This window comes from Lentzea chajnantorensis (assembly GCF_054300775.1).
The window spans coordinates 5,689,428-5,713,523 of sequence record NZ_JBSDZT010000002.1; the positions used below are offsets into that span (position 1 = coordinate 5,689,428).

The 24,096-nt window shown below is 72.8% G+C and carries 24 protein-coding genes and 1 pseudogene; 13 read left to right on the forward strand and 12 right to left on the reverse strand.

All coding sequences use genetic code 11. The annotated features are described in order from the left end of the window. The first annotated feature begins 20 nt into the window (after positions 1-20). From ACVDFE_RS27840 to ACVDFE_RS27860, 5 genes are read left to right on the forward strand one after another with little or no spacing between them, the layout of a single operon-like run. Positions 21-701, forward strand: a complete 681-nt coding sequence (locus ACVDFE_RS27840) for a DJ-1/PfpI family protein (RefSeq protein ID WP_458432454.1) — start codon at positions 21-23, stop codon at positions 699-701. Further along, entirely contained in the window at positions 698-1,498 is an 801-nt protein-coding gene (locus tag ACVDFE_RS27845) for a DsbA family protein (RefSeq protein ID WP_458432455.1), read from the forward strand. Before ACVDFE_RS27840 ends, ACVDFE_RS27845 begins: the two co-directional genes overlap by 4 nt. Further along, the gene (locus ACVDFE_RS27850; RefSeq protein WP_458432457.1) at positions 1,495-2,037 is read left to right on the forward strand and encodes a vitamin K epoxide reductase family protein; all 543 of its coding nucleotides are present in this window, start codon (positions 1,495-1,497) and stop codon (positions 2,035-2,037) included. The genes ACVDFE_RS27845 and ACVDFE_RS27850 overlap by 4 nt, the downstream gene beginning before the upstream one ends. Further along, a complete protein-coding gene (locus ACVDFE_RS27855) occupies positions 2,034-3,164 on the forward strand; it encodes an MFS transporter (protein WP_458432458.1) in 1,131 nt (376 codons plus the stop codon). Before ACVDFE_RS27850 ends, ACVDFE_RS27855 begins: the two co-directional genes overlap by 4 nt. Continuing rightward, positions 3,161-3,934 (forward strand): hypothetical protein, encoded by a 774-nt coding sequence (locus tag ACVDFE_RS27860; protein ID WP_458432459.1) that lies wholly within the window; start codon positions 3,161-3,163, stop codon positions 3,932-3,934. The genes ACVDFE_RS27855 and ACVDFE_RS27860 overlap by 4 nt, the downstream gene beginning before the upstream one ends. On the opposite strand, the gene ACVDFE_RS27865 is transcribed toward ACVDFE_RS27860, so the two are convergent. After that, a complete protein-coding gene (locus ACVDFE_RS27865; protein WP_458432460.1) occupies positions 3,903-5,009 on the reverse strand; it encodes an acyl-CoA dehydrogenase family protein in 1,107 nt (368 codons plus the stop codon). The two genes, ACVDFE_RS27860 and ACVDFE_RS27865, sit on opposite strands and share 32 nt — an antisense overlap. 55 nt (positions 5,010-5,064) lie before the next feature. Between ACVDFE_RS27865 and ACVDFE_RS27870 the strand changes: the two genes are divergently transcribed. Both ACVDFE_RS27870 and ACVDFE_RS27875 read left to right on the forward strand, forming a co-directional pair. Continuing rightward, positions 5,065-6,645, forward strand: a complete 1,581-nt coding sequence (locus tag ACVDFE_RS27870; protein WP_458432462.1) for a CoA transferase — start codon at positions 5,065-5,067, stop codon at positions 6,643-6,645. Further along, positions 6,642-8,276: an AMP-binding protein gene (locus tag ACVDFE_RS27875; RefSeq protein WP_458432464.1), complete on the forward strand. Its 1,635-nt coding sequence runs from the start codon at positions 6,642-6,644 to the stop codon at positions 8,274-8,276. Before ACVDFE_RS27870 ends, ACVDFE_RS27875 begins: the two co-directional genes overlap by 4 nt. Positions 8,277-8,316: 40 nt before the next feature. Here ACVDFE_RS27875 and ACVDFE_RS27880 read toward each other — a convergent pair whose 3' ends face one another. From ACVDFE_RS27880 to ACVDFE_RS27895, 4 genes are read right to left on the reverse strand one after another with little or no spacing between them, the layout of a single operon-like run. Then, a complete protein-coding gene (locus tag ACVDFE_RS27880; RefSeq protein ID WP_458432465.1) occupies positions 8,317-9,084 on the reverse strand; it encodes a hypothetical protein in 768 nt (255 codons plus the stop codon). Positions 9,085-9,087: 3 nt separating this feature from the next. Further along, positions 9,088-9,891 carry a metal ABC transporter permease gene (locus tag ACVDFE_RS27885; protein WP_360383943.1) on the reverse strand — a complete coding sequence of 268 codons (804 nt, stop codon included), beginning with the start codon at positions 9,889-9,891 and terminating at the stop codon, positions 9,088-9,090. Further along, positions 9,888-10,541: an ATP-binding cassette domain-containing protein gene (locus ACVDFE_RS27890; RefSeq protein ID WP_360383945.1), complete on the reverse strand. Its 654-nt coding sequence runs from the start codon at positions 10,539-10,541 to the stop codon at positions 9,888-9,890. The genes ACVDFE_RS27885 and ACVDFE_RS27890 overlap by 4 nt, the downstream gene beginning before the upstream one ends. Before the next feature lie 26 nt (positions 10,542-10,567). After that, positions 10,568-11,167, reverse strand: a complete 600-nt coding sequence (locus ACVDFE_RS27895) for a sigma-70 family RNA polymerase sigma factor (protein ID WP_458434410.1) — start codon at positions 11,165-11,167, stop codon at positions 10,568-10,570. A gap of 93 nt (positions 11,168-11,260) precedes the next feature. Between ACVDFE_RS27895 and ACVDFE_RS27900 the strand changes: the two genes are divergently transcribed. After that, the gene (locus ACVDFE_RS27900) at positions 11,261-12,004 is read left to right on the forward strand and encodes a zf-HC2 domain-containing protein (protein ID WP_458432466.1); all 744 of its coding nucleotides are present in this window, start codon (positions 11,261-11,263) and stop codon (positions 12,002-12,004) included. A gap of 90 nt (positions 12,005-12,094) precedes the next feature. On the opposite strand, the gene ACVDFE_RS27905 is transcribed toward ACVDFE_RS27900, so the two are convergent. After that, positions 12,095-12,421, reverse strand: a complete 327-nt coding sequence (locus tag ACVDFE_RS27905; protein ID WP_360383954.1) for a hypothetical protein — start codon at positions 12,419-12,421, stop codon at positions 12,095-12,097. Between the two features lie 70 nt (positions 12,422-12,491). Then, entirely contained in the window at positions 12,492-14,744 is a 2,253-nt protein-coding gene (locus tag ACVDFE_RS27910; RefSeq protein ID WP_458432467.1) for a cellulase family glycosylhydrolase, read from the reverse strand. 269 nt (positions 14,745-15,013) lie between these two features. Between ACVDFE_RS27910 and ACVDFE_RS27915 the strand changes: the two genes are divergently transcribed. Genes ACVDFE_RS27915 through ACVDFE_RS27935 form a run of 5 tightly spaced genes read left to right on the forward strand, consistent with a single transcriptional unit; the run spans position 15,014 to position 20,069 of the window. Beyond that, a complete protein-coding gene (locus ACVDFE_RS27915; RefSeq protein ID WP_458432468.1) occupies positions 15,014-15,310 on the forward strand; it encodes a rhamnogalacturonan lyase family protein in 297 nt (98 codons plus the stop codon). Then, a complete protein-coding gene (locus tag ACVDFE_RS27920) occupies positions 15,307-16,314 on the forward strand; it encodes a GDSL-type esterase/lipase family protein (RefSeq protein WP_458432470.1) in 1,008 nt (335 codons plus the stop codon). The genes ACVDFE_RS27915 and ACVDFE_RS27920 overlap by 4 nt, the downstream gene beginning before the upstream one ends. A gap of 12 nt (positions 16,315-16,326) precedes the next feature. Then, positions 16,327-17,658, forward strand: a complete 1,332-nt coding sequence (locus tag ACVDFE_RS27925) for a glycoside hydrolase family 43 protein (protein WP_458432471.1) — start codon at positions 16,327-16,329, stop codon at positions 17,656-17,658. Between the two features lie 11 nt (positions 17,659-17,669). Beyond that, on the forward strand, positions 17,670-19,109 hold the full coding sequence (locus tag ACVDFE_RS27930; protein WP_458432472.1) for a family 43 glycosylhydrolase: 1,440 nt from the start codon (positions 17,670-17,672) through the stop codon (positions 19,107-19,109). A 6-nt stretch (positions 19,110-19,115) separates the two neighbouring features. Further along, positions 19,116-20,069 carry an arabinan endo-1,5-alpha-L-arabinosidase gene (locus ACVDFE_RS27935; protein WP_458432473.1) on the forward strand — a complete coding sequence of 318 codons (954 nt, stop codon included), beginning with the start codon at positions 19,116-19,118 and terminating at the stop codon, positions 20,067-20,069. Positions 20,070-20,090: 21 nt separating this feature from the next. Here ACVDFE_RS27935 and ACVDFE_RS27940 read toward each other — a convergent pair whose 3' ends face one another. The 5 genes and pseudogenes from ACVDFE_RS27940 to ACVDFE_RS27960 all read right to left on the reverse strand — a co-directional run bounded on the left by ACVDFE_RS27940 (position 20,091) and on the right by ACVDFE_RS27960 (position 24,090). Beyond that, on the reverse strand, positions 20,091-20,828 hold the full coding sequence (locus ACVDFE_RS27940; protein WP_458432474.1) for a cupin domain-containing protein: 738 nt from the start codon (positions 20,826-20,828) through the stop codon (positions 20,091-20,093). Further along, positions 20,822-21,097, reverse strand: a complete 276-nt coding sequence (locus ACVDFE_RS27945) for a DUF6807 family protein (protein WP_458432475.1) — start codon at positions 21,095-21,097, stop codon at positions 20,822-20,824. The genes ACVDFE_RS27940 and ACVDFE_RS27945 overlap by 7 nt, the downstream gene beginning before the upstream one ends. Before the next feature lie 133 nt (positions 21,098-21,230). After that, positions 21,231-21,716 (reverse strand): annotated as a pseudogene (locus ACVDFE_RS27950) (DUF6807 family protein); the annotation flags it as partial. After that, positions 21,698-22,783: a Gfo/Idh/MocA family protein gene (locus ACVDFE_RS27955; RefSeq protein ID WP_360383976.1), complete on the reverse strand. Its 1,086-nt coding sequence runs from the start codon at positions 22,781-22,783 to the stop codon at positions 21,698-21,700. The pseudogene ACVDFE_RS27950 and the gene ACVDFE_RS27955, both read right to left, overlap by 19 nt. Beyond that, complete coding sequence (locus ACVDFE_RS27960; RefSeq protein WP_360383979.1) at positions 22,780-24,090, reverse strand: ABC transporter substrate-binding protein; 1,311 nt, start codon at positions 24,088-24,090, stop codon at positions 22,780-22,782. The genes ACVDFE_RS27955 and ACVDFE_RS27960 overlap by 4 nt, the downstream gene beginning before the upstream one ends. Positions 24,091-24,096 lie beyond the last annotated feature (6 nt).

A 24,096-nucleotide genomic window follows, 5' to 3' on the forward strand; every position in this document is an offset into this window, starting at 1 on the left:
ACCGGACCTGGGAGGTCACCGTGGAACGACGGACATTCCTGCGCGCATCGGCGCTGTCGCTGGGAATCACGGGCGCGGCGGGCGCCACCGCGTCGGCGGCGCAGCCGCTGCGCGTCCAGGTGCTGTTGTTCGACGGCGTGGAGGAGCAGGACTTCGTGGCACCGGTGGAGGTGCTGGGCCTGGCCGGGCGGATGTCCGGCGGTGCCGTCGTGACCACCCAGGTCACGCCCGGCCGGCCGGGCACGGTCACCTGCACGTACGGCACGAAGGTCGAGGTCGCGCGCGGCTGGTCGCCCGGCGAGGCCGACGTGCTGGTGGTGCCCGGCGGCGGGTACGCCGCGCGGACCGGCCCCGGTGTGCACCGGCTCATCGGCGACCAGGGCTTCCTGCGCCGGCTGGCCGGGGCGGACGTGCTGCCGGTGGGCATCTGCACCGGGACGATGGTGCTGTCCGCGGCGGGCCTCACCCGCGGCCGCAACGCCACCACGCACAGCGGCGCGAAGGCCGACCTCGCCGCGCAGGGGGCGACCGTGGTGAACGCGCGCGTGGTCGACGACGGCGACCTGATCACCGGCGGTGGCATCACGTCCGGCCTGGACATCGCGCTCTGGCTGGTGGAACGGTTCGTCGGCGCGCAGACCGCGCAACGCGTCGAGACCGTGCTGGAGTACGAGCGCAGGGGCACCGTCTGGCGCAAGTGACGGCGGACCGGGAACTCCTCGGCCTCCGATCCGACCACTACCTGAGCAAGGAGTCCCCGAACAACCCGAGGCGCAACAGGATGTCCCGCACGAAGAAGAATCCCGTCACGACACGCCGCGGCGTGTCGCTCAACGTGGTGCTGACCGCCGTGGTCGTGCTGCTCGCGGCCGCCGTGTTCGGCGGTGTGCTGCTGTTCCAGCGCGATGGCGCCGAGGACAGAACCGCCGCGCTGGTACCCGCCGGTGCGCACACGCTCTCCAAAGTGGACGGTGACCGGGTGGTGCTGGTCGAGTTCCTCGACTTCCAGTGCCCGGCCTGCTCCGCCTACTACTCCGGCGTGACGAAGAAGCTGGAGGACGACTACCGGGGGCGCGTCACCATCGTGCCCAGGAACCTGCCGCTGGAGATGCACCCGCTGGCGCTGCCCGCGGCGCAGGCGGCCGAGGCGGCGGGCCGGCAGGGCAAGTACGCCGAGATGTACCACGCGCTCTACGGCAACTACGACCGCTGGGCGGTCGACGGCCAGAACACCAGTGCGGACCGCGACCGCGCGATCGGCCTGTTCGAGCAGTTCGCCACCGCCGCCGGGCTCGACCTGGACCGGTTCCGCGCCGACATGGCGTCCGCGGACGTGCGGGCCGCGATCGACCGCGACGTGGCCGACGCGCGCAAGCTCGGGGTGCAGAGCACGCCGACGCTGTTCCTCAACGGCGAGCAGTTCCAGCCGTCGGGCAAGTCGTTCGCCGACGTCGACCGCGAGCTGCGCGCGAAGATCGACGCGGCGCTGGCCGGATGAGCCGCCCGCTGGCGTGGCTGTACGTGGCCGGCGGCGCACTCGGGTTCGCCGCGTCCGCCGCGCTCACCCTGGAGAAGCTGGCGCTGCTGCGGAACCCGGCGCACGTGCCCACGTGCTCGCTGAACCCGGTGGTGTCCTGCGGGCCGGTGATGGACAGCCCGCAGGCGGCGGCGTTCGGGTTCCCCAACCCGCTGCTCGGCATCGCCGGGTTCGCGGTCGTGGTGACCACCGGGGTCGCACTGCTGGCCGGGTTCGCGCCGCCGCGCTCCTACCGGCTCGCCCTCAACGCGGGCACTGGCCTGGCCGTGGTGTTCGTGCACTGGCTTGTCGTCGTCAGCCTCTACGACATCCACGCGCTGTGCCTGTACTGCATCGTCGTGTGGATCGTCGTGATCCCGTTGTTCTGGTACACCACCCTCGACACCTGGCCACGCCTCGCGCCGTTGCGCCGCTTGCACAGCACTGTGCTCGTGCTCTGGTACGCGGTCATCGTCGCGTTGGTGCTGCACGCGTTCTGGGACTACTGGGTGACGGCGTGACGGCCGTCCTGGCGACGGCCGCGATGGCCGTGTCGATGCTGCAGCTGTTCGTGCTGGGCGCGCTGGGGCCGGTGCTGGTCACCGACCTCGGCGTGGCGCAGTGGCAGCTCGGTGCGCTGGTCGCGGTGGGGTTCGCGGTGGCGGCGCTGCTGTCGCTGCCCGCGGGGGCGCTGGTGGACCGGGTCGGGGCGCGGCGCGGGCTGGCCGGGGTGTTCGTCGTCAGCGCGGTGGCGCTGGCGGTGCTGGCGGTCGCCGGGTCGATGTGGTGGATCGCGGCCGGGGTGGCGCTGGGCGGGGTGCCGCAGGCGCTGGCGAACCCGGCCACCAACAAGGTGGTCGTCGCCGCCGTGGCACGGGAGCGGCTCGGGGCGGTGACCGGGTGGAAGCAGTCCGGGGTGCAGCTCGGTGCGTTCGTCGCGGGCGTGCCGCTGGCCGGTGCCGCCGCGGTGGTGGACTGGCGCTGGGGCGTCGGGGTGCTCGCGGTGCTGTGCCTGGTGGGCGCGGTGCTGGCCACACGGCTCGCGGTGCCGGCGGTCCCGGCTCAGCGCGGGCGCGGGCGGGTGGGTGGCCGGGTGCGCGCGCTGGCGGTGTTCTCGCTGGCGCTCGGCTTCGGGCTGGCGTCGGTGAACACCTTCTTCCCGCTGTACGGCGTGGACCGGCTGGAGCTGCCGGCACCCGTCGCGGCGTGGTCGATCGCCGTGGTGGGGCTGGTCGGCATCGCGGGCCGGGTGTGGTGGAGCGCGGCGGCGGGGCGAGCGGGCGACCCTGCCGCCGTGCTGCCGTTGCTGGCACTCGGGGCCGTCGTCTCGGTCGCGGTGGTGGCGCTGGCCGAGCACGTGCACTGGCTGGTGTGGTTCGGTGCGGCGGGGATCGGCGTGTTCGCGGTGGCGGGCAACGCCGTGTCGATGGTCGCGGTGCTGCGGGCGGTGCCGCAAGGGCTGGCCGGGCGTGCGGCGGCGGTGGTGTCGGCCGGGTTCTTCTCCGGGTTCGCCGCCGGGCCGCCGGTCACCGGGCTCGTGCTGCAGCAGGCCGGTTACCCGTGGCTGTGGGGTGTCGTCGGCGTGGCGTTCGGGCTGGCGGCCGCCGTGGGCGTGCTGGTCGTCCGGCGCACCGCGGTGGCGGTGTGAGCGGCTGGGCGCACGACCTGGTGCGCCGGCTGTGCGACCGGGTCGACGAGGCCGAAGCCGCGGCGGGAGAACGGTTTCCGCTCTACCGCCACGACGGGCGGTGGAAGACCTCGGCCCGCGGGTCGTGGACCGGCGGGTTCTGGGCGGGGCTGCTGACGCTGCGGAGCCTCGTCACCGGCACCGGTGACGTCGCCGCGGTGCGGGACCGGCTGGACGTCTGGGCGGACGCGGACACGGTGCTGCGCGGCATGATCTTCTGGTACGGCAGCGGCGCGGAACGGCTGGGGACCATCGCCGCACGCCCCAGCACGGCCCTGGTCGCGGACCGGCTCGCGCGGTGCTACGACCGCGAGTTGGGCGCGGTTCCGTGGGGCACGGCGCTGGCCCCCGAGGGACAGCCCGTGCGCGCGGACGGGGCGGCCGGGCTCGTTCCGCTGCTGAACGCCCACGGCCACCACGCCGTCGCGCGCTGCCATCAGCAAGCGCACCTGGCACTGGACCCGGACTGGCCGCGCGGCAAGGCGTGGCTGCAGCTCACCCACCCGCGTCCAGCCTGGACCGTGTCCACACAGGACAGTTCGGCGGTGGCGATCGCCGCCGTGGCGTTGCTGAAGGCCGGTCGGCGCGAGGAGGGCGAACGACTGCTGCGCACGTTGCCGGACGGTGCCGAGTACGACGGCCTGACCGGTCTTCAGGTGGTGTGGGGCGACTTCTTCACGTTCCTCGGCGCCGCGCTCCTCACCGGTCTGGTGCCGCCCGACGCCTGGTGAGCAGCCGCCGTCCGGTGGTCGCGACGTGTAGCTCGTCCGCGCCGTCGAGGATGCGGGCGGCCCGTGCCACGCGCAGCAGCCGCGGCAGACCCGTTGCGGCCATGAGCCCTTCCGCCCCGTGGACCTGGACCGCGGCGTCGGCCGCGGTGTTCAGCGCCCGTGCGGCGGCGACCTTCGCGAGGCTCACCTCGACCGGCGCACGCTCACCGGCGGCGACCAGCGCGGCCGCCTCGCGGGCCAGCAGCCGGGCCGCGCGCACCTCCAGCTCGGACTCGAACGCCAGGCGCTGCACCAGTTGCCGGTCGGCCAGCACGCCGTCGCCGAGCGCCCGCGCCACCGCACGGTCCGCGAGCAGGTCGAGGCACCGCTGCGCCTGCCCGACCCAGCGCAGCGCGCGCAACGTCCGCCCGAGCGCGAGCCGTTCGCCGGCGAGCCGCATCCCGTTCCCCTGCTCACCGACGAGGTGCGTCGGTGGCACGCGGACCGCGTCGAACGAGATCTCGTGCTGCCCGCCCGCACCGAGGACGTCGAGCTCGCGGTCCACCCGGAACCCGCCTGCCGGCACGGCGACGACCGAGAAGCCGTCGCCGGTGCGGGCCACGACCAGCACGAGGTCCGCACGGGCCGCACCGCTGGTGAACCACTTGCGGCCGGTGACGGTCCACCAGCCGTCCGCGCCGCGCTCGGCGGTGGTGCGCAGCCCGGACGGGTCGGAGCCCGCGACCCCCGGCTCGGTCATCGCGTAGCTGACGTGCGCGCGCCCGGCCACGAGGTCGGTCAGCACGGCGTCCCGCAGCTCCGGATGTGCGTGCGCGGCCAGCATCCGCGTGTTCAGCAGGCTCGACGAGCCCACGACGTCAGGGCCGTGGTCGCTGCGCCCCTCGTCCTCGGCCTCCGCGAGGTAGCCGGCCAGCGGCTGACCACCGCCGCCCAGCTCGACCGGCAGCGGCCGGGCCCACAACCCGGCCTGCTTGGCGAGGTCGCGCAGTGCGAGACCGCCGCCCGCGTCGAGCTCCGGTTCGGCGGGGATCACGACCTCGTCCACGAACCGCCGCAACTGCGTGTCACCTGTCACCGGCACATCACACCACCGTGGGAACCCGAATGGCCGCGCGTACGACCTCTGGGTCATGACGGAAGCCACAGCACTGCACGCCTTGGCCCTGGAGGGCGCGACCGCGTCGGTCTCGGGCACGAGCGCGGCGGCACGCGTGCTGCGCGCACACCTCCGCGCGCTGGGAGCGGAGGTGCACACCGGCTTCGCGGAACGACCCGCCGAGGCAGTTCTGGTGCTGGACGGCGGTGATCGGCACGAGGTGGTCGTCGACTGGGCCGGTCCGGTGGACGTCCCCGGTCTGCGCGACGAGGCGACCGTCCAGGCCGCGTGCGGGGTGATGCACGTGCACGGCAGGCGGTCCGGCTCACCGCGCGGCCTCGGCGTCGACCACTGCGGCACGGCGGCCGGGGTGCTGGCGGTGACGGGATTGCTCGTGGCGGTGCTGCGGGGCGCGCCGCGGGTGCGGACCAGCGTGGCCGAGGCGGCGTTGCTGACGGTGTCCCAGTACCTCGCCGCGGCGGGGGCGGACGAGGCGGAGGCGGTCGACCTGCGGCCCGGTGGACCGCCGTTCACCACCGCCGACGGGGTGCGGTTCGAGGTCGAGGCACTGGTGCCCGAGGTGTGGGCTGCGTTCTGGGCGGCGCTCGGCACGGACTCCGCCGCGGTCCGCGCGGGCTGGCGGCCGTACCAGTTCCGCTATGCCACAGCGACTGCGCCGATTCCCGAGGCCCTGCACGCGGCGACCCGCGCCGTCACGTTCGCGCAGATCGCCACCGCCGCGGCGGTGAGCGGGGCCAGCGTCTGCCGGGTGCACCGTCCTGTTCAGCCGCTCGAACGGCCGTGGAGCATCCGCCCCACGGCCGGCGTCGCGACGCGCACCGGCGACGACCTGGTGGTGTACGAGGCGGGCCGGCGCATCCAGGCACCGATGGCCGCGCACCTGCTGGGTCTGCTGGGCGCCAAGGTGATCCGCGTCGAGCCGCCGGGCGGTGACCCGTTGCGGGGCATGCCGCCGATGTGCCGCGACCTGTCGGCCCGCTGGCTCGCGCTCAACCGCGGCAAGGACGCCGTCGAGGTCGACCTCAAGGACCCCGCCGATCGTCAACGGCTGCGCGGCCTCTTGGTGGACGCGGACGTGTTCCTGCACAACTGGGCGCCGGGCAACGCCGAGAGGTGGCGGCTCACGGCGGCCGACCTGCCGGACGGACTGGTGTACGCCCACACGTCCGGCTGGGGCGGCGGCGACCTCGTGGACCCGCCGCTGGGCACCGACTTCATGGTCCAGGCCCGCACCGGTCTGGCTGAGCTGGTGCGCCCAGCTGACGAGGAGCCCGCGCCGTCGCTGATGACGCTGGTGGACGTGCTCGGTGGCCTGATCGGCGCGGAGGCCGTGCTCGCCGGGGTGCTGACCCGCCGGCGCACCGGTCGCGGCGTCGCCGTCGAGAGCAGCCTGCTCGGCGCGGCCGGTGCGTTGCTCGCCGGCGCGAAGTCCCGGCCCTCCCCCGGTTTCCGCGTTCCCGTCGACGGCCGGGTCGGCGGCGTGGACGTGCTCACCGACCTTGCGGCGCTGCCGGGTGACCCCCGCTTCGCCGCCGTACTGGGCCGCGACGACCGCGGCTGTCCCGCTCTCGGCTCCCCGTGGAGGTTCCTGTGACACTCGCCGCGACCACCGCCGTGCGGCACCTGGCGGACCTCGTGCCGTACGAGCTCCGCCGCGGCTGGGCCGCCACCGGTCTGTACCGCGACCGCGACCTGTACTCGTTGTTCCGCGAGCACGTCCTGGCCGGTCCCGGCCGCGTCGCCGTCGTCGACGCGCAGGGTGAGGTCACCTACGGCGAGCTCGACCTGATGGCCCGCTCCCTGGCGGCGGGCCTCGCGGGCATGGGCGTGGAACCGGGTGACGTCGTCGGCATCCAGCTGCCCAACGGCCGGCTGGCGTGCGCGTTCGACCTCGCGGTGGCCGCGCTGGGTGCCGTCGCGCTGCCCTACCCGGTCGGGCGCGGTGACCGGGAGGCGGCGAGCCTGCTCAGCCGGTCCGGCGCGGTCGCCGTGGTCACGACGACGCGCTACGGCGACTACCCCTGCGCCCAGCGGACCCGCGCGCTGGCCGGCGAGCTGCCCGAGCTGCGGACCGTGATCGCGGCGGGCGACGGCGTGGTGCCGGCGGGCTGCGTGCCGGCGGCGGCGCTGCTGGCCGCCCACCCGGCCCGGTTCACCCCGGCGTCCCCCGACCCGGACGGACCCGCGCGCATCCTCGTCACCTCCGGCTCGGAGGCAGCGCCGAAGATGGTGCTGTACTCGCACAACGCCCTCGTCGGCGGTCGCGGCCGGTTCATCGGCGAGCTGATGGGCGGCGACCCCGAGCTGCGGAACCTCGTGCTGGTGCCGCTGGCGTCGTCCTACGGCAGCAACGGCACGTCCGTCACGCTCGCCGTCCACGGCGGAACCCTCGTGCTGCTGCCCAAGTTCGACGTCACGGCCGCGTTGGCGATGGTCGAACGCGCCCGCCCCACGCACGTGCTCGCGGTGCCCACCATGCTGCGGATGATCGCCGACTTCCCCGACCTCGACCGGTACGACACGTCCAGCCTGCGCGTGGTCGCACTCGGCGGCGCCGCCCTGGACGCCACGACCGCCGCACGCGTCCGCGACAGGCTCGGCTGCACGGTCGTGAACGTCTACGGCTCGGCGGACGGCGTCAACTGCCACACCGCCCTGGACGACCCGCCCGGCCACGCCGACACCGCGGGCCGCCCCAACCCGTTCGTCGCACGCCTGCGCATCGTGGACGACACCCTGCACGACGTGCCGCCCGGCGCGGTCGGCGAGATCATCGCGCTCGGCCCGATGTCGCCGCTGTGCTACGTCGGCGCACCCGAGCTGAACGAGCGCTACCGCACGCCGGACGGCTGGGTGCGCACCGGCGACCTCGGCCGCATCGACGACGAGGGCTACCTGCACGTGGTCGGGCGGCGCAAGGACGTGATCATCCGCGGTGGCCTGAACATCAGCCCCGCCGAGGTCGAGGCGCTGCTCGTCACGCACCCGGCGGTGCGGGACGTGGTGTGCGTGCCGGTGCCGGACGACGTGCTGGGCGAACGGTTGTGCGCCTGTGTCGTGGGCGATCCGGCGCTCGTGCTGGAGGACCTGACGGCACACCTGTCGGCGCAGGGGCTGGAGCAGCGGAAGTTCCCCGAGCGGCTGGTCGTGGTGGACGCGCTGCCGCTGGGCGCGGCCGGGAAGGTGGACCGCCGCGCCGTGCAGGACCTCGTGCGGCGGTCGTGAGGCGTCCGGCGGACGGGCCGTCCGCCGGGTGCACGCCCCGTCAGGCCTTGAGGGCCTTGGATATCTCCGCGGCGTTCGCCGTGAACACGCCGAGGAGGTCGAGGTCCTCCCCCGGGTAGTTCACGATCCGCACCTGCCGCGCGGCCGAACCGGGCAGCACCGTCCCGGTCGACATGTGCGCGTTGTCGAACACCAGGTCCGGCTGCTTGCCCGCGAGCTCGGCGAGCTGCGCCGGGGTGACCGGCTGCGGGCCGAACGTGCCGACCACCTCGGCGCCGGTGACCGCGGCCATGTACGCCACGAACGCCTGGCTGACCACCTTCGGCGCCTTGCCGCCGGGGAACGAGCCGCGCACCTGCTGCTCGACCGACTTCAGCGTGGTGTCGAACTCCGCCAGCCACTTCTCGGCCGCGTCGGTGGTGCCGAGCAGGCCGGCCAGCCGCGTCACCTCGGCGCGCACCACCTCCGGTGCGTTCTCCAGCTTCACCGCCTCCACCTGCGCCGACCCGCCCGCAGCCTCCTTCAGCCGGGGCGCGAACCCCTCGAACTCCGCGTACAGCACCAGGTCCGCGCCCGCGACGGCGGCGAGGTCGGACGGTTTGGGGTCGTAGTCCGCCGCGTGCGCCACGGTCGCCGGCACCACGACCCGCACGTCGGTCGCACCCGCGGCCTTGGCCAGCGCGGCCTCCCACGCCGTGGCGGCGACGACCTTCTTGCCCGCCGGGGCGGCCGGGGACGCGGGCTGGGCTCCGCCGCCGCAGGCGGTCAGCGCGAGCACCGCGCCGAGCACCACGAGCTTGGTCTTCACGGGTCAGGTTCTCCTCATCGGCGACAACTGGGCCAGCAGGGCGATCACGCCCGCCAGCAGGACGAGCACCGGACCGGGTGGCTGGTCCAGTGCGAGTGCGAGCAGCAGACCGCCGACGGCCACGACGAGGCCGATGCCGACCGACGCGACGACCATGCCGGTCAGGCCGCGGCCGATCCGCCGCGCCGCCAGCGCGGGCAGCAGGGTCAGCGCGTCCACGAGCAGCGCGCCGGTCAGCTTGATCGCCGCGGCGATCGACACCGCGATCACCACGAGCAGCGCCGCGGTCAGCGGTCCGGTGCGCACACCGGAGCACGCGGCGAGCTCCCTGTCGTGCAGCAGCAACGCCAGATCCCCGCGACGCCACCAGAACAGCGCCGGAATGGCCACCGCCAGCACCCCGAGCACCACCAGGTCGACCGGCCGGGTCGACAGGATCGAGCCCCACAGCAGCTCGAACGCGCCGTTGGCGTTCACGCCGGAGATCGACAGCACCAGCAGCGCCACGGCGATGGCGAGGCTCATCAGCAACCCCATCGCACCGGACAGCCCCGCCGACGTCGTCGCGAACGGCGCCAGCCCACCGCCGGCGAGCGCGCACAGCGCCAGCGCCCACAGCAGCGGGTCGGTGCCGGTGAGCAGGCCGATCGCGCTGCCGAGCAACGCCACGTGCATGATCGCGAACCGCACCGGGTAGATGTCGAGGCCGACGACCAGCACCCCGACCGGCGGCAACGCGACGGCACCCAGCAGCAGGCCGAGACCCGCGCGCTGCACCGGGACCAGCGCGAGCAGCTCCGCGATCACGCCACGTCCCGCAGCCGCCCGGCGGCCATCTCCACGACCCGGTCGCACGCGTCGGCCACGGCCCGGTCGTGCGTCGCCACCAGCACCGTCACCGGCAACGCCGCGATGACCGCCGCCGCTTCCTCCTGGCCCGCGAAGTCGAGCGCCGCGGTGGGTTCGTCGGCCAGGAGCACGCCCGCTCCGGCGGCCACGGCCCCGACCGCCCGCGCGAGCCACGCCCGTTGCGCCTGACCACCGGACAACGTGTGCACGCCACGGGACTCCACCCCGGCGAGCCCGAGCCGTTCCGCCGCCGCACGCGCCGCCTCGCCGTGACCGCTGCTGTCGAGCAACTCGCCCAGCAGCAACGGGAATCGCCCCGCCGACCGCAGCTGCGGGATCCACGCGACCTCGGCCCGCCTCCGGCGCCACTGCGCGGCGTTGCCGGCCCGCACCCCGCCGACCTCCACCACGCCGTCCGCGATCGGCTGGAACCCCAGCACCGCGCGCAGCAACGTCGACTTGCCGGAGCCGTTGGTGCCGATCAACGCCACCCGCAGCCCCGCGGGCACGTCGAGGTCGACGGCATGAACGGCGGTGTGCCTGCCATAGCGGCAATGCACACCTCGGAACAGCAGGGACGACGCGGTCACGTGCCACAGGTCGTTCACCCGGCCGGGTCAGTTCCCGGCAGTTGTCAGCCGACTTCGGTGGCGTCCTGCCCGGCGGCCCTGACCAGGTCCTCCCGCGCCCGCGCCACCCGCGACCGGATCGTGCCGATCGGGCAGCCGACGACCTCCGCGGCCTCGGCGTACCCCAGCCCGAGCACCTGCGTGAGCACCAGCGCCTCCCGCCGGTCCTCCGCGAGCCCGTCGAGCAGCACGTTGAGCTCGACGATCGCCGTGAACCCCGACGACGTGCCCTGCCCCCGGTCCGCGGCCTGAACCCAGTCGACGTCCGCGGACACCCGCGGCCGCGACTGCGCCATCCGCACCTGGTCCACCACGACCCGCCGCGCGATCGACAACAGCCAGGTCATCGCCGACGACCGCGCCTCGAAGTTGCGCAGGCTCGGCAACGCCCGCAGGTACGTCTCCTGCGCCAGGTCGTCCGCGACGCCGACGTCCGCGAGGTGCGCGACGAACCGCCACACGTCCCGCTGCGTCGCCCGCACGAACCGCTCGAGGGCAACCCGGTCACCCCCGCGTGCCTGCAACGCCCAGCGGGTCACCTCGTCATCGGGGGAGTTCACGAGGCCGCATCGTAACGGCCACCGTCCGGTGACCTCACCGGCCATTCGGACCCGCTGGGCCACGTGCCGGACCCGCGTCCGCCGAACCGTTCACAGATCACCGGGAACCAACTGGGCCGGATGACCGACAATGTGCATGTGGACTGCAGCACCTGCCGCGAAGCCCTGTCCGCCCGCCTCGACGGGGAAGACGAGGGCGTGCCCGCCGAGGAGGTGGACGCGCACCTCGGCTCCTGCGCACCCTGCCGCCAGTGGCAGGAGACCGCCACCGCCCTGACCCGCACGCTGCGCGTCCGCCCAGCCGCACCGGCGCCGGACCTCGCCGCGGCCGTCCTCGACGCCACCCCCGCACTCACCCCACCCGCACCGCGGGCGTGGCTGTCGCGGGCCCTGCTCGGCGGGGTCGCTGTCGCACAGCTCACCCTCGGGCTCGCCCAGGTGCTGGGCACGGGCTCCGCGGCGCACGGCGGGCACACGACCGGCGTGGACAGCAGCCACCTGTTCAACGAGAGCACGGCCTGGAACCTGGCCCTGGGCCTCGGTCTCCTGTGGACCGCGCTGCGGCCGGCGGCAACGGCGGGCGTGCTCCCGGTGACGGCGGCTTTCGTGGCCGTGCTGGTGCCGTACTCGGCGAGCGACCTGGTCAACGGAACGGCGACCGCCGGCCGGGTGCTGTCGCACTCGTTGCTGGTCATCGGGCTGGCCTTGCTCGCGGTGGTGCACTTCCGCGATCGGGGGCCGGGTGGGCGGGTCTCCTCCGGTGGCGAGTCCGGCGGAGGTCTTGCTGACGACGTGTCGCGGGCTGAGCAGCCTGCGGCTGGGCGGGCCGCGGCTGGGCGGCGGGTCCGGTTGCGGCCGGTGAACCGGCGCCGGGCGGCGTGACCGGGCGCCGGTCGGCGTGAACCGGTGCCGGTCGGCGTGACCAGGCGCCGGTCCCGTGAGGAGCCGCTGCCGCGTCAGCCCTCCAGCGCGTCAACCCACCCGCGCGTCGCCCGCCTCGGTGTTGGCGAGCCAGCCGGCCATGCCCTGCGGGTTCCAGTCGTACGCCTCGTACCTCTCCACCACCGTGCGCACGTGGTCCGCCGGGGTTCCCGGCCACGCCTCGAAACCGGTCCCGCCGAGGTCGCCCGCGACCATCAGTCCACCCAGAACCACGTACTCGACCACGGCGACGGCGATCGGTTTGAAGTCCTCGCCCACGGTCTCGCGCGCCCAGCCGATCGGCAGGTCGGCGTGCACCCAGTCGGTGAGGCCGTCGATCAGCAACTCGGTCGCGATGGACTCGACGACGTTCTCCATGTGATGGCACTTCCTGGCTGTGCGGGACCGTCGCACCGTTGTAGCACGACGGCCCGCAGCGCGCTCCACATCAGCCGGTCGTGCAGGTGCTCCCGTTCAACGAGAACGCCCCCGGCGCCGAGTTCACCCCGCTGTACGTCCCGTTGAACCCGATGCTCACCGACCCGTTGGGTGCCAACGTCCGGTTCCAGGCGAGGTTCACCGCCGTGACCGCCGCGCCGGACTGCGCGAACGTGGCACCCCACCCCGGCAGCGTCAGCCGCTGCCCGTCCGCGTAGCTGAACGCCAGCGTCCAGCCGTCGACCGGGGCGGCACCGGTGTTGGTGATGGTCACACCCGCCGTGAACCCGTTGCCACCGCCCCAGTTGTAACCCGAGTACGCGACCTTGCAGCTCGCCGAACCCGCGCCCGTCGTCACCGACACGACCGGGGAGTCGGCGGAGACGTTGCCGGTCGTGTCCTTGGCGCGCACGCGGTACCGGTACGTGGTCGAGGCGGTCAGACCGGTGTCGGTGTAGGTGGCCGACGGGACCGAACCGACCAGGGCGAACGCAGCCGGGCCCAGGGCACGGTAGACGTCGTAGCCGGTGACGCCGACGTTGTCGGTCGAGGCGGGCCAGGTCAGCGTCAGGCCGGTGGAGGTCACGTTCGACGCGACCGGGGCACCCGGAGCGGACGGCGGGACGGGGTCCACCGCGCCGCCGAAGATCGTGGCCTCCTTCGCGGTCTGGCGGATTCCGTTGGCGCCGTTGAGGAAGCGCTCGCCCCACGGGGTCAGTGCGGCCGGGTCGAAGGAGGTGGTCATGTCCAGGTAGGCGACGTCGCTGCCGTTGCCGCTCCACGACCAGCCGAGGTAACCGAGACCGCGGGCCTGCGCCTGGGCCATGATGGTGTCCTCGTCGGGGTCGCCGTCGCTGTGGTCGAAGCCGAACTCGCCCACCACGAGCGGCAGGCCCGCGGTCTGGAACGCGTCGAAGTAGGCGTTGATCTCGACCGCGGTGTCGTAGACGCCGTACATGTGGATGGAGAACACGGTGTTGCGCAACGGGTCGGCGGCGAACACCGCTGCCGCGCCGTCCCGCATGACGTTCTGCCAGTCCTGGCCCCACATCGGGGCGTCCGCCATGATCAGGTGGTGCAGGCCGGCGCCGCGCAGGCGGGTGATCGCGCTGCTCGTCGCCGTGGCCCACGTGGCGCTGACCTGGGCGTTGTTGCCGAACGGCTCGTTGCCGAGGTTGATGACGACGTAGTTCTCCTGGCCCTTCAGGGCGTCTGCGACGCCGAGCCAGTAGGTGGCGGCCTGGTCGAGGCTCGCGGCACCGCTCTGCTCGCCGTAGCCGGTGGTGTCGTGGACCTCCAGGACGCAGATCATCCTGTTCTGCTTGCACAGCGCGATGACGGACGACACCTCGGCGGCCGGGGTCGGGCCCCACCGCTGGCCGCTGCCGAGCACGACGCGGACGGTGTTGGTGCCGAAGGACTTCATGTCCGCGAACGCCCTGGTCCGGTTCGGGTACCAGACGTGGGCGTGGTTGACGCCGCGCATCACGAACGGGGTGCCGTTCGCCTCGACGACGCGGGTGCCCTCGACGTGCAGGCCGGGCGCGGCCGGGGGTTGCGTCCCGAGAGCGGCCACCACGGCCGGGTACCAGCGGCTCTCGATCTTCTGGATGCCGGTGGTGGTGTTGGGGTGGACGCCGTCGGTGGTGTCGGTGGCGGTGCTGAAACCGGTCCACTGGTCGACGACCGTGATCGGTGAGGCCGTCGTGCTGTTCGCCCTCGCCCAGGCCGGGATGGCGGCGTTGAGGTCGGCCACGCGCTGGCCGCAGGCCGGGCAGCCGGAGGGGTTCATCGGGATGAGCTGGGCCACGACCAGCTTCACCGCCGGGTTGGCGGCGCGCATCTGGCCGAGCATGGTGGTGTAGGCGTTGAGGATGGTCTGCGCCGGGATGTTGTTCCACACGTCGTTCGTGCCGAGGTGCATCAGCACGACGTCCGGCCGTGCGGTGGCCAGCCAGCCGGGGAGCTGGTTGTCCCGCACGATGTTCGTGGCGAGGATGCCGCCGTGGCCCTCGTTCTCGCCGTCATAGGGGAAACCGCAGCCCGGCGCCGGGAGCGAGCCGACGAAGTCGACGCCCGTGTGACCGGTGTCCTGCAGGTGCTTCCACAGCAGCGCACGCCAGCAGCCGGGTGAGCCGGTGATCGAGTCGCCGAGGGCCATGATCCGAACGGGTGCGGCGGCGCCGGCGGGCGTGGGAGCGACGACCGCGCAGGCCGCCAGCACCAGGACGGCCACCACCGCTCGGAGGAGTCTGCGGGCCACCACGACCTCCTGAGGTGTTCGACAGGGGAGGACATCTTCTGGGAGCGCTCCCGGAGTGGGACTGTAACCACGGCGGATCAAGCGACCACACCGCCGACTGGCCCCACCGGGACGCGCAACACCGGTCGATGGCCGTTCGACCCGTTCGACACCTGCTCCGTCGAACGGCGCACCCGAATCGACGATCAAGTCTGGAAAACGCTTTCCACATTGCTGCACAACACTTCTCACCCTTGCGCGCGCCAGTACGCCGGGCCATCCTGACCGCTGTGGACCCGCGACGAAGCGTGCTGCTCCCAGTGGTGGTCACCGCCGTCCTGGCCGGACGGGAGCCGCGGCAGGAGGTCGTCCACGGCGGTGCGACGCTCGACGACGACGGGTCGCTCGCGTACAGCTCGACCGGCGTGCTGCCACCGGGCAGCGCCGTCACCGGAGCAGCGGTCCGGGTCGGGCACGGTGACGCCCTGCACGTCACCGACATCGACCCGAACCGCCCCGGTCTCGAAATCTTCATGGTCCACGAGGGCGCGCGTCCCCTGCCCTCGCGCGGAAAGGTCGCACCATGATCAGGACCCTGCTCGTCGCGGTGGCGGTGCTCGCGGGCACCGCCGTCGCGGCACCGGCGGCCACGGCGGCCGTCACGAGCCCGCCCACCGATCCGAACGCCCGCTACACCGGCCGCTGGAACACGAGCTCGGCCGGCGCCTACGTGTCCGAGTGGGCGGGTGCGCACGTCGTCATCGGGTTCACCGGACGGACGGTGAAGCTCCGGCAGCGCGGCACGATCGACTTCTTCGCCAGCATCGACGGCGGCCCCGACGTGTCGTACGTGAACCGAAGCGGGACGGTCGACCTCACGCCTGCCCCACTGGCCACCGGCAACCACACCCTGCGCGTGTCCTACCGCCCGATCGCAGGCTCCTACAAGGGCGACGCGGTGTACCAGGGCATCGAGATCGACACCGGCGCGCGGACGTTCGCGCCCGCCGTGCCCGCGAAGACCATCGAGTTCGTCGGCGACTCGATCACCGTCGGCCAGCAGTCGTCCAAGCAGGCGCTGACCGCGTACGGCTGGCTGACCGGCGAGCGGCTGAAGGCCGGCCACACGCAGATCGCGGTCGGCGGCGCGTGCCTGCACCCGGCGGCGGACGGGTGCCTGAGCATGCGCGAGGGCTTCCTGCGCACCGGCCTCGCCCTGAACGCCCCGGCGTGGAACTTCGGCCGCTACCGGGCGGACGCGGTCGTGATCAACCTCGGCACCAACGACGTCGGGCACAGCGTCACCAAGGAGCAGTTCCGCGCCTCCTACGCGACGCTGCTGCGGCGGGTGCGGGAGAAGTACCCGACCGCGGCGGTCTTCGCGCTGGGCACGTTCCGCAAGCGGTACCTGCCGGAGACGCAGGCGGCCGTGCAGGAGGTCGTCAACGGCGGTGACGGCCGCGTCTGGTTCGTCGACACCACCGGCTGGATCGTCGAGGCCACCGACACGACCGACAACGTGCACCCCAACGACCAGGGGCACCGCAAGATCGCCGACCGCCTGGCGCCGATCGTCGCCGCGAAGTTCTGAGGGAGCCGGTCCATGCCGCGCACAGCACTCCGGCTCGTCCTGCTCGTGACCGCGCTCGTCGCGGCGGCCGCCGTCGTCCCCGCCGCCTCGGCGGCCGGTCCGGTGCCGCACTACCTGATGACGGCGTTCACCAACAGCAGCGAGTCGAACATGTACGTCTACGACTCGGCCAACGCCACCGGTTTCACGCAGGTCAGGGCGAACGCCTACACACCGCCGTCGGGCCTGATCCGCGATCCCAGCGTCATCCGGCACACCGACGGCTACTACTACCTCGTCTACACCACGAACTGGACCGGTGACACGATCGGTTTCGCCCGCAGTGCCGACTACGTGACGTGGACGTTCCTGCGCAACGTCCGGGTAGGCCTCAACGGCGCCACCGGCAGCACCTGGGCACCGGAGTGGTTCAAGGACTCCGACGGCAGCGTCCACGTCGTCTTCTCCGCGTCCACGACGGGAACGGCCGGGCAGTTCCGCCCGTACCGGATCACCGCGACGAACGCGGACCTGTCGGCGTGGACGAGCCCGGTCGCGCTGGGCATCCCGGCCAACTACATCGACAGCTTCCTGGTCAAGGTCGGCGGCACCTACCACAACTTCCTCAAGAACGAGACGACCAAGTACGTCGAGCACGCCACGGCCACGTCGCTGACCGGGCCGTGGACGTTCGTCGGCACCGGGAACTGGGCGGGCTGGGGCTCCGGGCTGGAGGGACCCGCTCTGGTGCGGCTGCCCGACGGCCGCTGGCGGATCTACTTCGACCAGTACGGCCAGCGGCGCTACTTCTACGCCGACAGCGGCAACCTCACGACGTTCGGCGCCAAGACCGAGCTGGCGGGGCTGTCCGGTACCGCACGGCACTTCACGGTCCTGCGTGAGGACTCCGGCGACGGCACGGCCATCGCCACAGGCGCCCGCTCGTTCCGCTCGGTGAACTTTCCCGACCGGTACGTCCGCCACCGCGACAACCTCGCGTACGTGGACCCGGTGAGCTCGTCCAGCCCGCTCTCCACGCGTCAGGACGCGACGTTCACGGTCGTGGCGGGCCTGGCCAACGCGAACTGCCACTCGCTGCGCTCGATGAACTTCCCCGACCGCTACCTGCGGCACTACGACTTCAAGGCACGGCTGGACACCAACACCGGTGACGCCACGTTCGCCCGTGACGCCACGTTCTGCGCCCGCACCGGACTCGCCGGCACCGGCACGTCACTGGAGTCCTACTCCCACCCCGGCCGCTACCTGCGCCACCACAACTACGAACTGCGCGTGGACTGGCGCACCTCCGACTCGGCGTTCGCCGGTGACGCGTCGTTCACCGCCGCCGCCCCACTGGCCTGAAAGGACAGTCGATGAGGACGGTCTTCCTCCGCCTGGCGGTGCTGGTGCTCGCGGTCGTCACCTGCGTGGCCGGGATGCCGGTACCGCAGGCCGGTGCGGCGTCCGCGGTGCGCTACACCAACCCGATCGCCGAGAAGCGGGCCGACCCGCACGTCTTCAAGCACACCGACGGCTTCTACTACTTCACCGCGACCGTCCCGGAGTACGACCGGATCGTCCTGCGCCGCGCGACGACGATCCAGGGCCTGGCCACGGCGGCGGAGACGGTGATCTGGCGCAAGCACTCCAGCGGTGAGATGGGCGCCCACATCTGGGCACCGGAGATCCACTTCATCAACGGCAGGTGGTACGTCTACTTCGCCGCCGGGCGCACCGACGACGTCTGGCGCATCCGCATGTACGTGCTGGAGAGCTCGGCTGCCAACCCGCTGACCGGGCCGTGGACCGAACGCGGCCGGATCACGACGCCGTGGGACACCTTCTCGCTGGACGCCTCGACGTTCGTGCACAACGGCGTGCGGTACCTGACCTGGGCGCAGCAGGAACCGGGCATCGCCACCAACTCGAACCTCTACCTGGCCCGCATGGGCGCGAACCCGTGGACCATCACCGGGACGGTGACGCGGCTGACCGTGCCGGCGCTGGCGTGGGAGACCCGCGGGTACAAGGTCGCAGAGGGGCCGTCGGTCCTGCAGCGCAACGGGCGGCTCTTCCTGACCTACTCGGCCAGTGCCACCGACGCGAACTACTGCCTCGGGCTGCTGACCGCCTCCGCGTCGGCCGACCCGCTCAACGCGGCCTCCTGGACGAAGAGCGCCGACCCGGTGTTCACCAGCAACGCGGCGACCGGCCAGTACGGTCCCGGCCACAACTCGTTCACCGTCTCCGAGGACGGTGCCAGCGACGTCCTCGTCTACCACGACCGCAACTACCGCGACATCAGCGGCGACCCGCTCAACGACCCGAACCGCCGCACCCGCGTGCAGAAGGTCCACTACCGCTCCGACGGCACCCCGGACTTCGGCATTCCGGTGCCCGACGGCCCGACGCCGGTGCGGCTGCGGTCCTACGCCGCCGCCGACCGCTTCGTGCGGCACTGGGAGTACCGCGCCCGGCTGGAGGCGAACGTGTCGCCGCTGGCCGACTCGCAGTTCCGGGTCGTCACCGGGCTGACCGGGTCCGGCACCGTGTCGCTCGAGTCGACCAACTTCCCCGGCTACTACCTGCGCCACCGCAACAACGAGCTGTGGGTGGACCGCAGCGACGGCAGCACCCTGTTCCGCAACGACGCGAGCTTCACCCAGCGCGCGGGACTCGCCGCGAGCTCGGCGGTGTCGTTCGAGTCGGTCAACTTCCCCGGCCTCTACGTGCGCGTCAACGGCGGTCTGCTCTTCCTGCAGGCGGTCACCGACGCGCAGGGCCGTTCCGATGCGACGTTCGTGCTGGAGTGATCCGCGATGACGAGGAAGATCGCACTGGTCGCGGCGGTGGTGCTGGCCACCGCCGTCGGGACGGCACCACCCGCCTCTGCCTATCCCCTGCCGGGCCGCGTCACGGGTGACACCGGCGTGCACGACCCGAGCGCGGTCCGGCGCGCCGACGGCAGCTACCTGGTGGCGCACACCGGGAGGGACATCGCGCTCAGGACCTCCACCGACCGGGTCGCGTTCCGCTCCGCCGGGTCGGCGTTCCCGAACGGGGCGTCCTGGACCACTCCGTACACGAACGGCGACCGCAACCTCTGGGCACCGGACCTGTCGTTCCGCAACGGCCAGTACTGGCTGTACTACTCCGCTTCGACGTTCGGCTCGAACCGGTCGGCGATCTTCCTCGCCACCAGCCCCAGCGGGAACGCCGGCACCTGGACCCACCGCGGTCTCGTCGTCGAGTCGCGGACCTCCGACGACTTCAACGCCATCGACCCCGACCTCGTCGTGGACGACCAGGGCCGCTGGTGGCTGAGCTTCGGCTCGTTCTGGTCCGGGATCAAGATGGTCGCGCTGAACCCGTCCACGGGTCTGCGGGCCGACTCCACGATCCGGTCCCTCGCCGGGCGCAACGGCGGCCCGATCGAGGCGCCGAACATCGTCAAACGGGGCTCCTACTACTACCTGTTCGTCTCGTTCGACTACTGCTGCCGGGGCGCGTCAAGCACCTACCGCGTCATGGTCGGCCGATCGACGAGCGTCACCGGTCCCTACGTCGACCGCAACGGCACCGCCCTGACCTCGGGCGGCGGCACGGAGGTCCTGGCGGGGCAGGGCAGCGTGCACGGGCCCGGCCACCAGGACGTCCTCAGCGACGTCGACGGCGACCTGCTCGTCTACCACTACTACACCGACTCCGGCGCGTCCCGGCTCGGCGTCAACCTGCTGGCCCTCGACTCCGCGGGCTGGCCGTACCTGCGGTGAGGGGTGCCCGCGCAGCGCGGGTCACCGGTACGGCGACCGGCCCGCTGCCGGGTCGTGGACGTCGAGGCGGCCGCACATGCCGAACCGCTGCGGTTCCTCCCCCCGCACCACGTGGACGTCCGCGCCGGCGAGGTGCCCGATGTCCCCGGCGCGCAGGCGCTCCAGGTGCTCGCCGGTCAGCTGAGTGGCCGCGAGCGCCCCGGCCCGCCACCGCTGTTCCCAGTCGTCCAGCGACTCCCGCTTCAACGCGAGCGCGGCCGCGTAGAACGCCTCGATCGCCGCGGTGTCGCCCGCCTCCAGGCGTTCCCGCAGCTCCAGGAACCCCTCGACGGCCAGGTCGCGGCGCCGGCGGGCGGCGGGCTCGGAGGCGGCGTAGGCGTGCCCGGGTTGCGCGAGGGACGCGGCGGTCGCGTAGCGCTCGGGGTCCGCCAGCACCTCGGGCGGGAACGTGAACACCGCGTCACCGGCCTCGGGCAGGCCGCTGTTCTGCATCACGACGACGATGTGCAGGTCGTCGTCGTTGACCAGCCGGTGGACCGTGCCGGGCGTGAACCACGCGACCGTGCCGGTGCGCAGCGGGGTCTCGGCGAACCCGCGCCGGGTGAGGGTCTGCACCCGGCCCTGCCCGCCGACCACGTAGTAGCACTCCGCGCAGGTGAGGTGCACGTGCGGCGACCCGCCGCACACCCCGTCCGCGGTCGGCCAGTCGTACACCCGCAGACCGGACAGGCCGATCCCACCGGGGAACGGGGTCACCACGCGTGCTCCTCCACGTAGGACTCCAGGCGCCCGCGGTCCCAGCCGCCGGTCGCGACGACCAGCCGGTGGCGCAGGTGCAGCGACTCACCGGATGGCACCTCGACGGTGTCGAAGAAGGCGAACGACGGGTTGACCGCCGCGAACGGTGTGCTGCGCACGAACCAGTGGGTGTTCTTGTTGTCCGGGTGGTCGATGAACAGCAGTGTCGAGGACCGGTCCACCTCGTCGTGCTGTCCGACGAACGCCAGCCACGCGGCCTTCTCGCCCATCAGCTCCTGCCCGCTGCCGCCGCCGGCCGCGAGGACCTCGCCGCCGGTGAACGAACGCGGACCGCGCCAGAAGAACCCGGTGTAGCCCGCGAGCCTCGCGGCCGTTGGTGGTCGGGCTGCCGAACGACAACGGCTCCGAGCGCGCGTTCGTCAGCGTGGTGGCGAACTCCAACGTCCACGCCTCGTCCTCGACGTCGCGCACGGTGAGCCGACGTTCCTCGTCGACCCAGTGCTGCCCGGCCTCGGTGACCCAGGAGAGCCGTTCGCCGATGGTCAGCTCGCCCTCGGCCTCGGCGGTGCTGAACTCCTCGTGCCGCATGCTGCCCACGTTCGGCAGCACCACGTACCCCTCGTCGCGCACGTAGGTGACGCCGCCCCAGAAGTTCTGCCCGGACACGTCGGTCGCGGTCATCTGCACGCCCTTGTGCCAGCGGTGGTCGTGCGGCCGGAACGCCGTCACGACGTCACCGGCCAGCGTGCGCACGGGGTGCAGGTAGGGCTTGGGCCCCTCGAACGCCGGGGTCGTCGGCCGGTGCACGTACCGGAACAGCTCGGCCGCGCCCGCCGACACGACGAGCACCTCGTCGTCCTGGCGCGTGATCACCGGTTGGTCGCCCACGGGGCACCGCTTCCTTCCATGCTGGTGTAGAACGGGTCGCCCGGCCCGATCCGGCCGGCCTGCACGACGGCGCCGGTGAACGCCGAGGCGTACAGCGCCGCGATGAACTCCATGGTGTCCCTGGTGTCGGCGAGGGTGACCGGGGGCGGTTCGCCGCCGTCCAGGGCGTCGAGGACCGCCGCCAGCTGGCCCCGGTGACCGCTGACCTCGTCCGACCGCTGCTCCTGCTGCCAGCGGGCGAGGACGTCGTCGTGGCCGGGCGCCGGGGTGACCGTCCAGTGCGCGTCGCTGTAGCCGTAGAGGTGCTCGACCTCGACCGTGGCGCGTTCGAAGTCGAACCGCAGCTGTGAGGTCTCCCTGGGTGAGAGCAGCGAGTTCACCACTGAGGCGACCGTCCCGTCGGCGAAGGTCACCAGCGCCATCGAGACGTCCTCGGTCTGCACGTCCCTGGCCTGCCTGGCCGCGACGGCCCGCACCTCCCGCCACGGTCCCAGCACCGACAGCAGCAGGTCGAACTGGTGGATGCCGTGCCCCATCGTCGGACCGCCGCCCTCGCTGTCCCACGAACCGCGCCACGGCACGGCGAAGTAGGCGTCGTCGCGGTACCAGAGGGTGTCGCACTTCGCGACCAGCGACCGGCCCAGCACCCCCTCGGCGGCCAGGCGCCGCAGCCGCACCGCCGCCGGGCCGAACCGGTGCTGGAAGACCGTCGCGACCCGGCCGGTCGAGCTCCGCTCGGCGACGACGAGCGCGTCGACCTCGGCCAGCGACAACGCCGGTGGCTTCTCGACGAGCACCGTCGCGTTCGCGGCCAGGCATTCGAGCGCCAGCGGCACGTGGTGGCGGGGCGGGGTGCAGATGTGCACCACGTCCGGCTCCTCCTCCGCCAGCAGCGCGGTGAGCCCGGGGTGCACCCGCGGCACACCCCACCGCTCGGCGAACGCGGCGGCGCGGCCGGCGTCCACGTCGGCGACCGAGACGAGCTCGACCCGGTCACCGCAGGCCCGCACCGCCTCCGCGTGGGCGGCCGCAATTGCACCCGTTCCGACGATGGCAGCGCGCCTCACCGGGCCGCGTCCACTTCCGCCTGGACCTCCCTGATGAACGACGTGGCCGCCGCATCGGGGGTGGTCCGGCCGAACAGCACGTCCTCGGTGTGCCGCTTGAGGATCGCGTCGACCGTGCTGGCGCCGTTCGGCGTGATCCTGGGCGGGTCGCTGACCGGCACGGTGTCCAGGTACTCCTTGGCCGCCTTGTCGGTCTCCTTCAGCTGGCCGGCGATGACGTCGCGGATCTTCTGGTTGGCGGGCACGCCGCGTTCGGTCAGCATGATCTTCGCCGCCTCCTCGTCGTTGGCGAGGAAGCTCACGAACGCCGCCGCCTCCGCGGGGTGCTTCGACCGCGACGACACCGACCAGAACATCGACGGCTTGTAGTACGCGCCGGGTGCCTTGCCCTGCGTCTCCCCCGGCAGCCGCAGCAACTTCAGCCTGGCGCCGCTGGCGGCGGTCAGCGCGGTCAGCTGGGTGTTCCACCACAGGCCGAACGCGGCGGTGCGGGTCGCGGTGGCGGACTGGTTGAGTCCCGCGGAGGCCTTCTCGATCGTCACCGACGGCGGTGCCGCGACGCCGGACTTCGCGAGGTCGGCGATGTACTGCCAGTACTCGCGGGCGATCTCCTGCGGCAGCACGACCTTGCCCTCGGCGTCGAACATGGCCTTGCCCTGCTGGCGCGCCCGGATGCTCAGCCCGGCGGTGTCGTTGATGCCCGGCGACTGCACGCCGAACACCTGTCCGCCACCGGCCTCGGACACCTGCTCGCCGATCCGCTTCAGGTCGTCCCACGACCACTTCGTGTCGTCGGGCACCGGGATGCCGTACTGCGCGAGCAGGTCGAGGTTCACCATGACCGAGTACATGCCGAGGCCGACGGGCAGCCCGTACTGCTTGCCGCCGATCGCGCCGGTGGCGAGCGCCTTCTGGTCGAAGTCCGCGGTGTCGAGGTGCTTCTTCGCCTCGGTGAGGTCGAGCAACGCGCCGCGCTCGGCGTAGGACGCGATGTACAGCTCGTCCATCTGCATGACGTCGGGCGCGTCGTTGGCCGCCATCGTGGTGGCGAGGCTGTCCCAGTAGCCGTTCCACTCCTTGAACTCGCCCTTGATGGTGATGTTCCGGTGCTGCTCCTGGAACAGCTCGATGATCCGCTGGGTCCTCTTGTGCCGGTCGTCGCCGCCCCACCAGGTGAAGCGCAGCGTCACCGGCTCCGCGGTCAGGTCGCCACCGGCGTCGGAACCGGCCCCGCACGCGACGAGCAGCGACGCGGTCAGGGACAGCAGGGTGGCCCACGCGACCCTGCGGCGAGCACCTCTTGGCATGAGCTG

Bases quoted from the DNA above. Each gene is read 5' to 3' on its own strand.
- ACVDFE_RS27920 (WP_458432470.1), top strand. From the start codon at position 15,307: ATGATCAGGACCCTGCTCGTCGCGGTGGCGGTGCTCGCGGGCACCGCC.
- ACVDFE_RS27850 (WP_458432457.1), top strand. From the start codon at position 1,495: ATGAGCCGCCCGCTGGCGTGGCTGTACGTGGCCGGCGGCGCACTCGGG.
- ACVDFE_RS27945 (WP_458432475.1), bottom strand. From the start codon at position 21,097: ATGGGCGAGAAGGCCGCGTGGCTGGCGTTCGTCGGACAGCACGACGAG.
- ACVDFE_RS27905 (WP_360383954.1), bottom strand. From the start codon at position 12,421: ATGGAGAACGTCGTCGAGTCCATCGCGACCGAGTTGCTGATCGACGGC.
- ACVDFE_RS27930 (WP_458432472.1), top strand. From the start codon at position 17,670: ATGAGGACGGTCTTCCTCCGCCTGGCGGTGCTGGTGCTCGCGGTCGTC.
- ACVDFE_RS27925 (WP_458432471.1), top strand. From the start codon at position 16,327: ATGCCGCGCACAGCACTCCGGCTCGTCCTGCTCGTGACCGCGCTCGTC.
- ACVDFE_RS27895 (WP_458434410.1), bottom strand. From the start codon at position 11,167: ATGGCCGGTGAGGTCACCGGACGGTGGCCGTTACGATGCGGCCTCGTG.
- ACVDFE_RS27960 (WP_360383979.1), bottom strand. From the start codon at position 24,090: ATGCCAAGAGGTGCTCGCCGCAGGGTCGCGTGGGCCACCCTGCTGTCC.
- ACVDFE_RS27935 (WP_458432473.1), top strand. From the start codon at position 19,116: ATGACGAGGAAGATCGCACTGGTCGCGGCGGTGGTGCTGGCCACCGCC.
- ACVDFE_RS27870 (WP_458432462.1), top strand. From the start codon at position 5,065: ATGACGGAAGCCACAGCACTGCACGCCTTGGCCCTGGAGGGCGCGACC.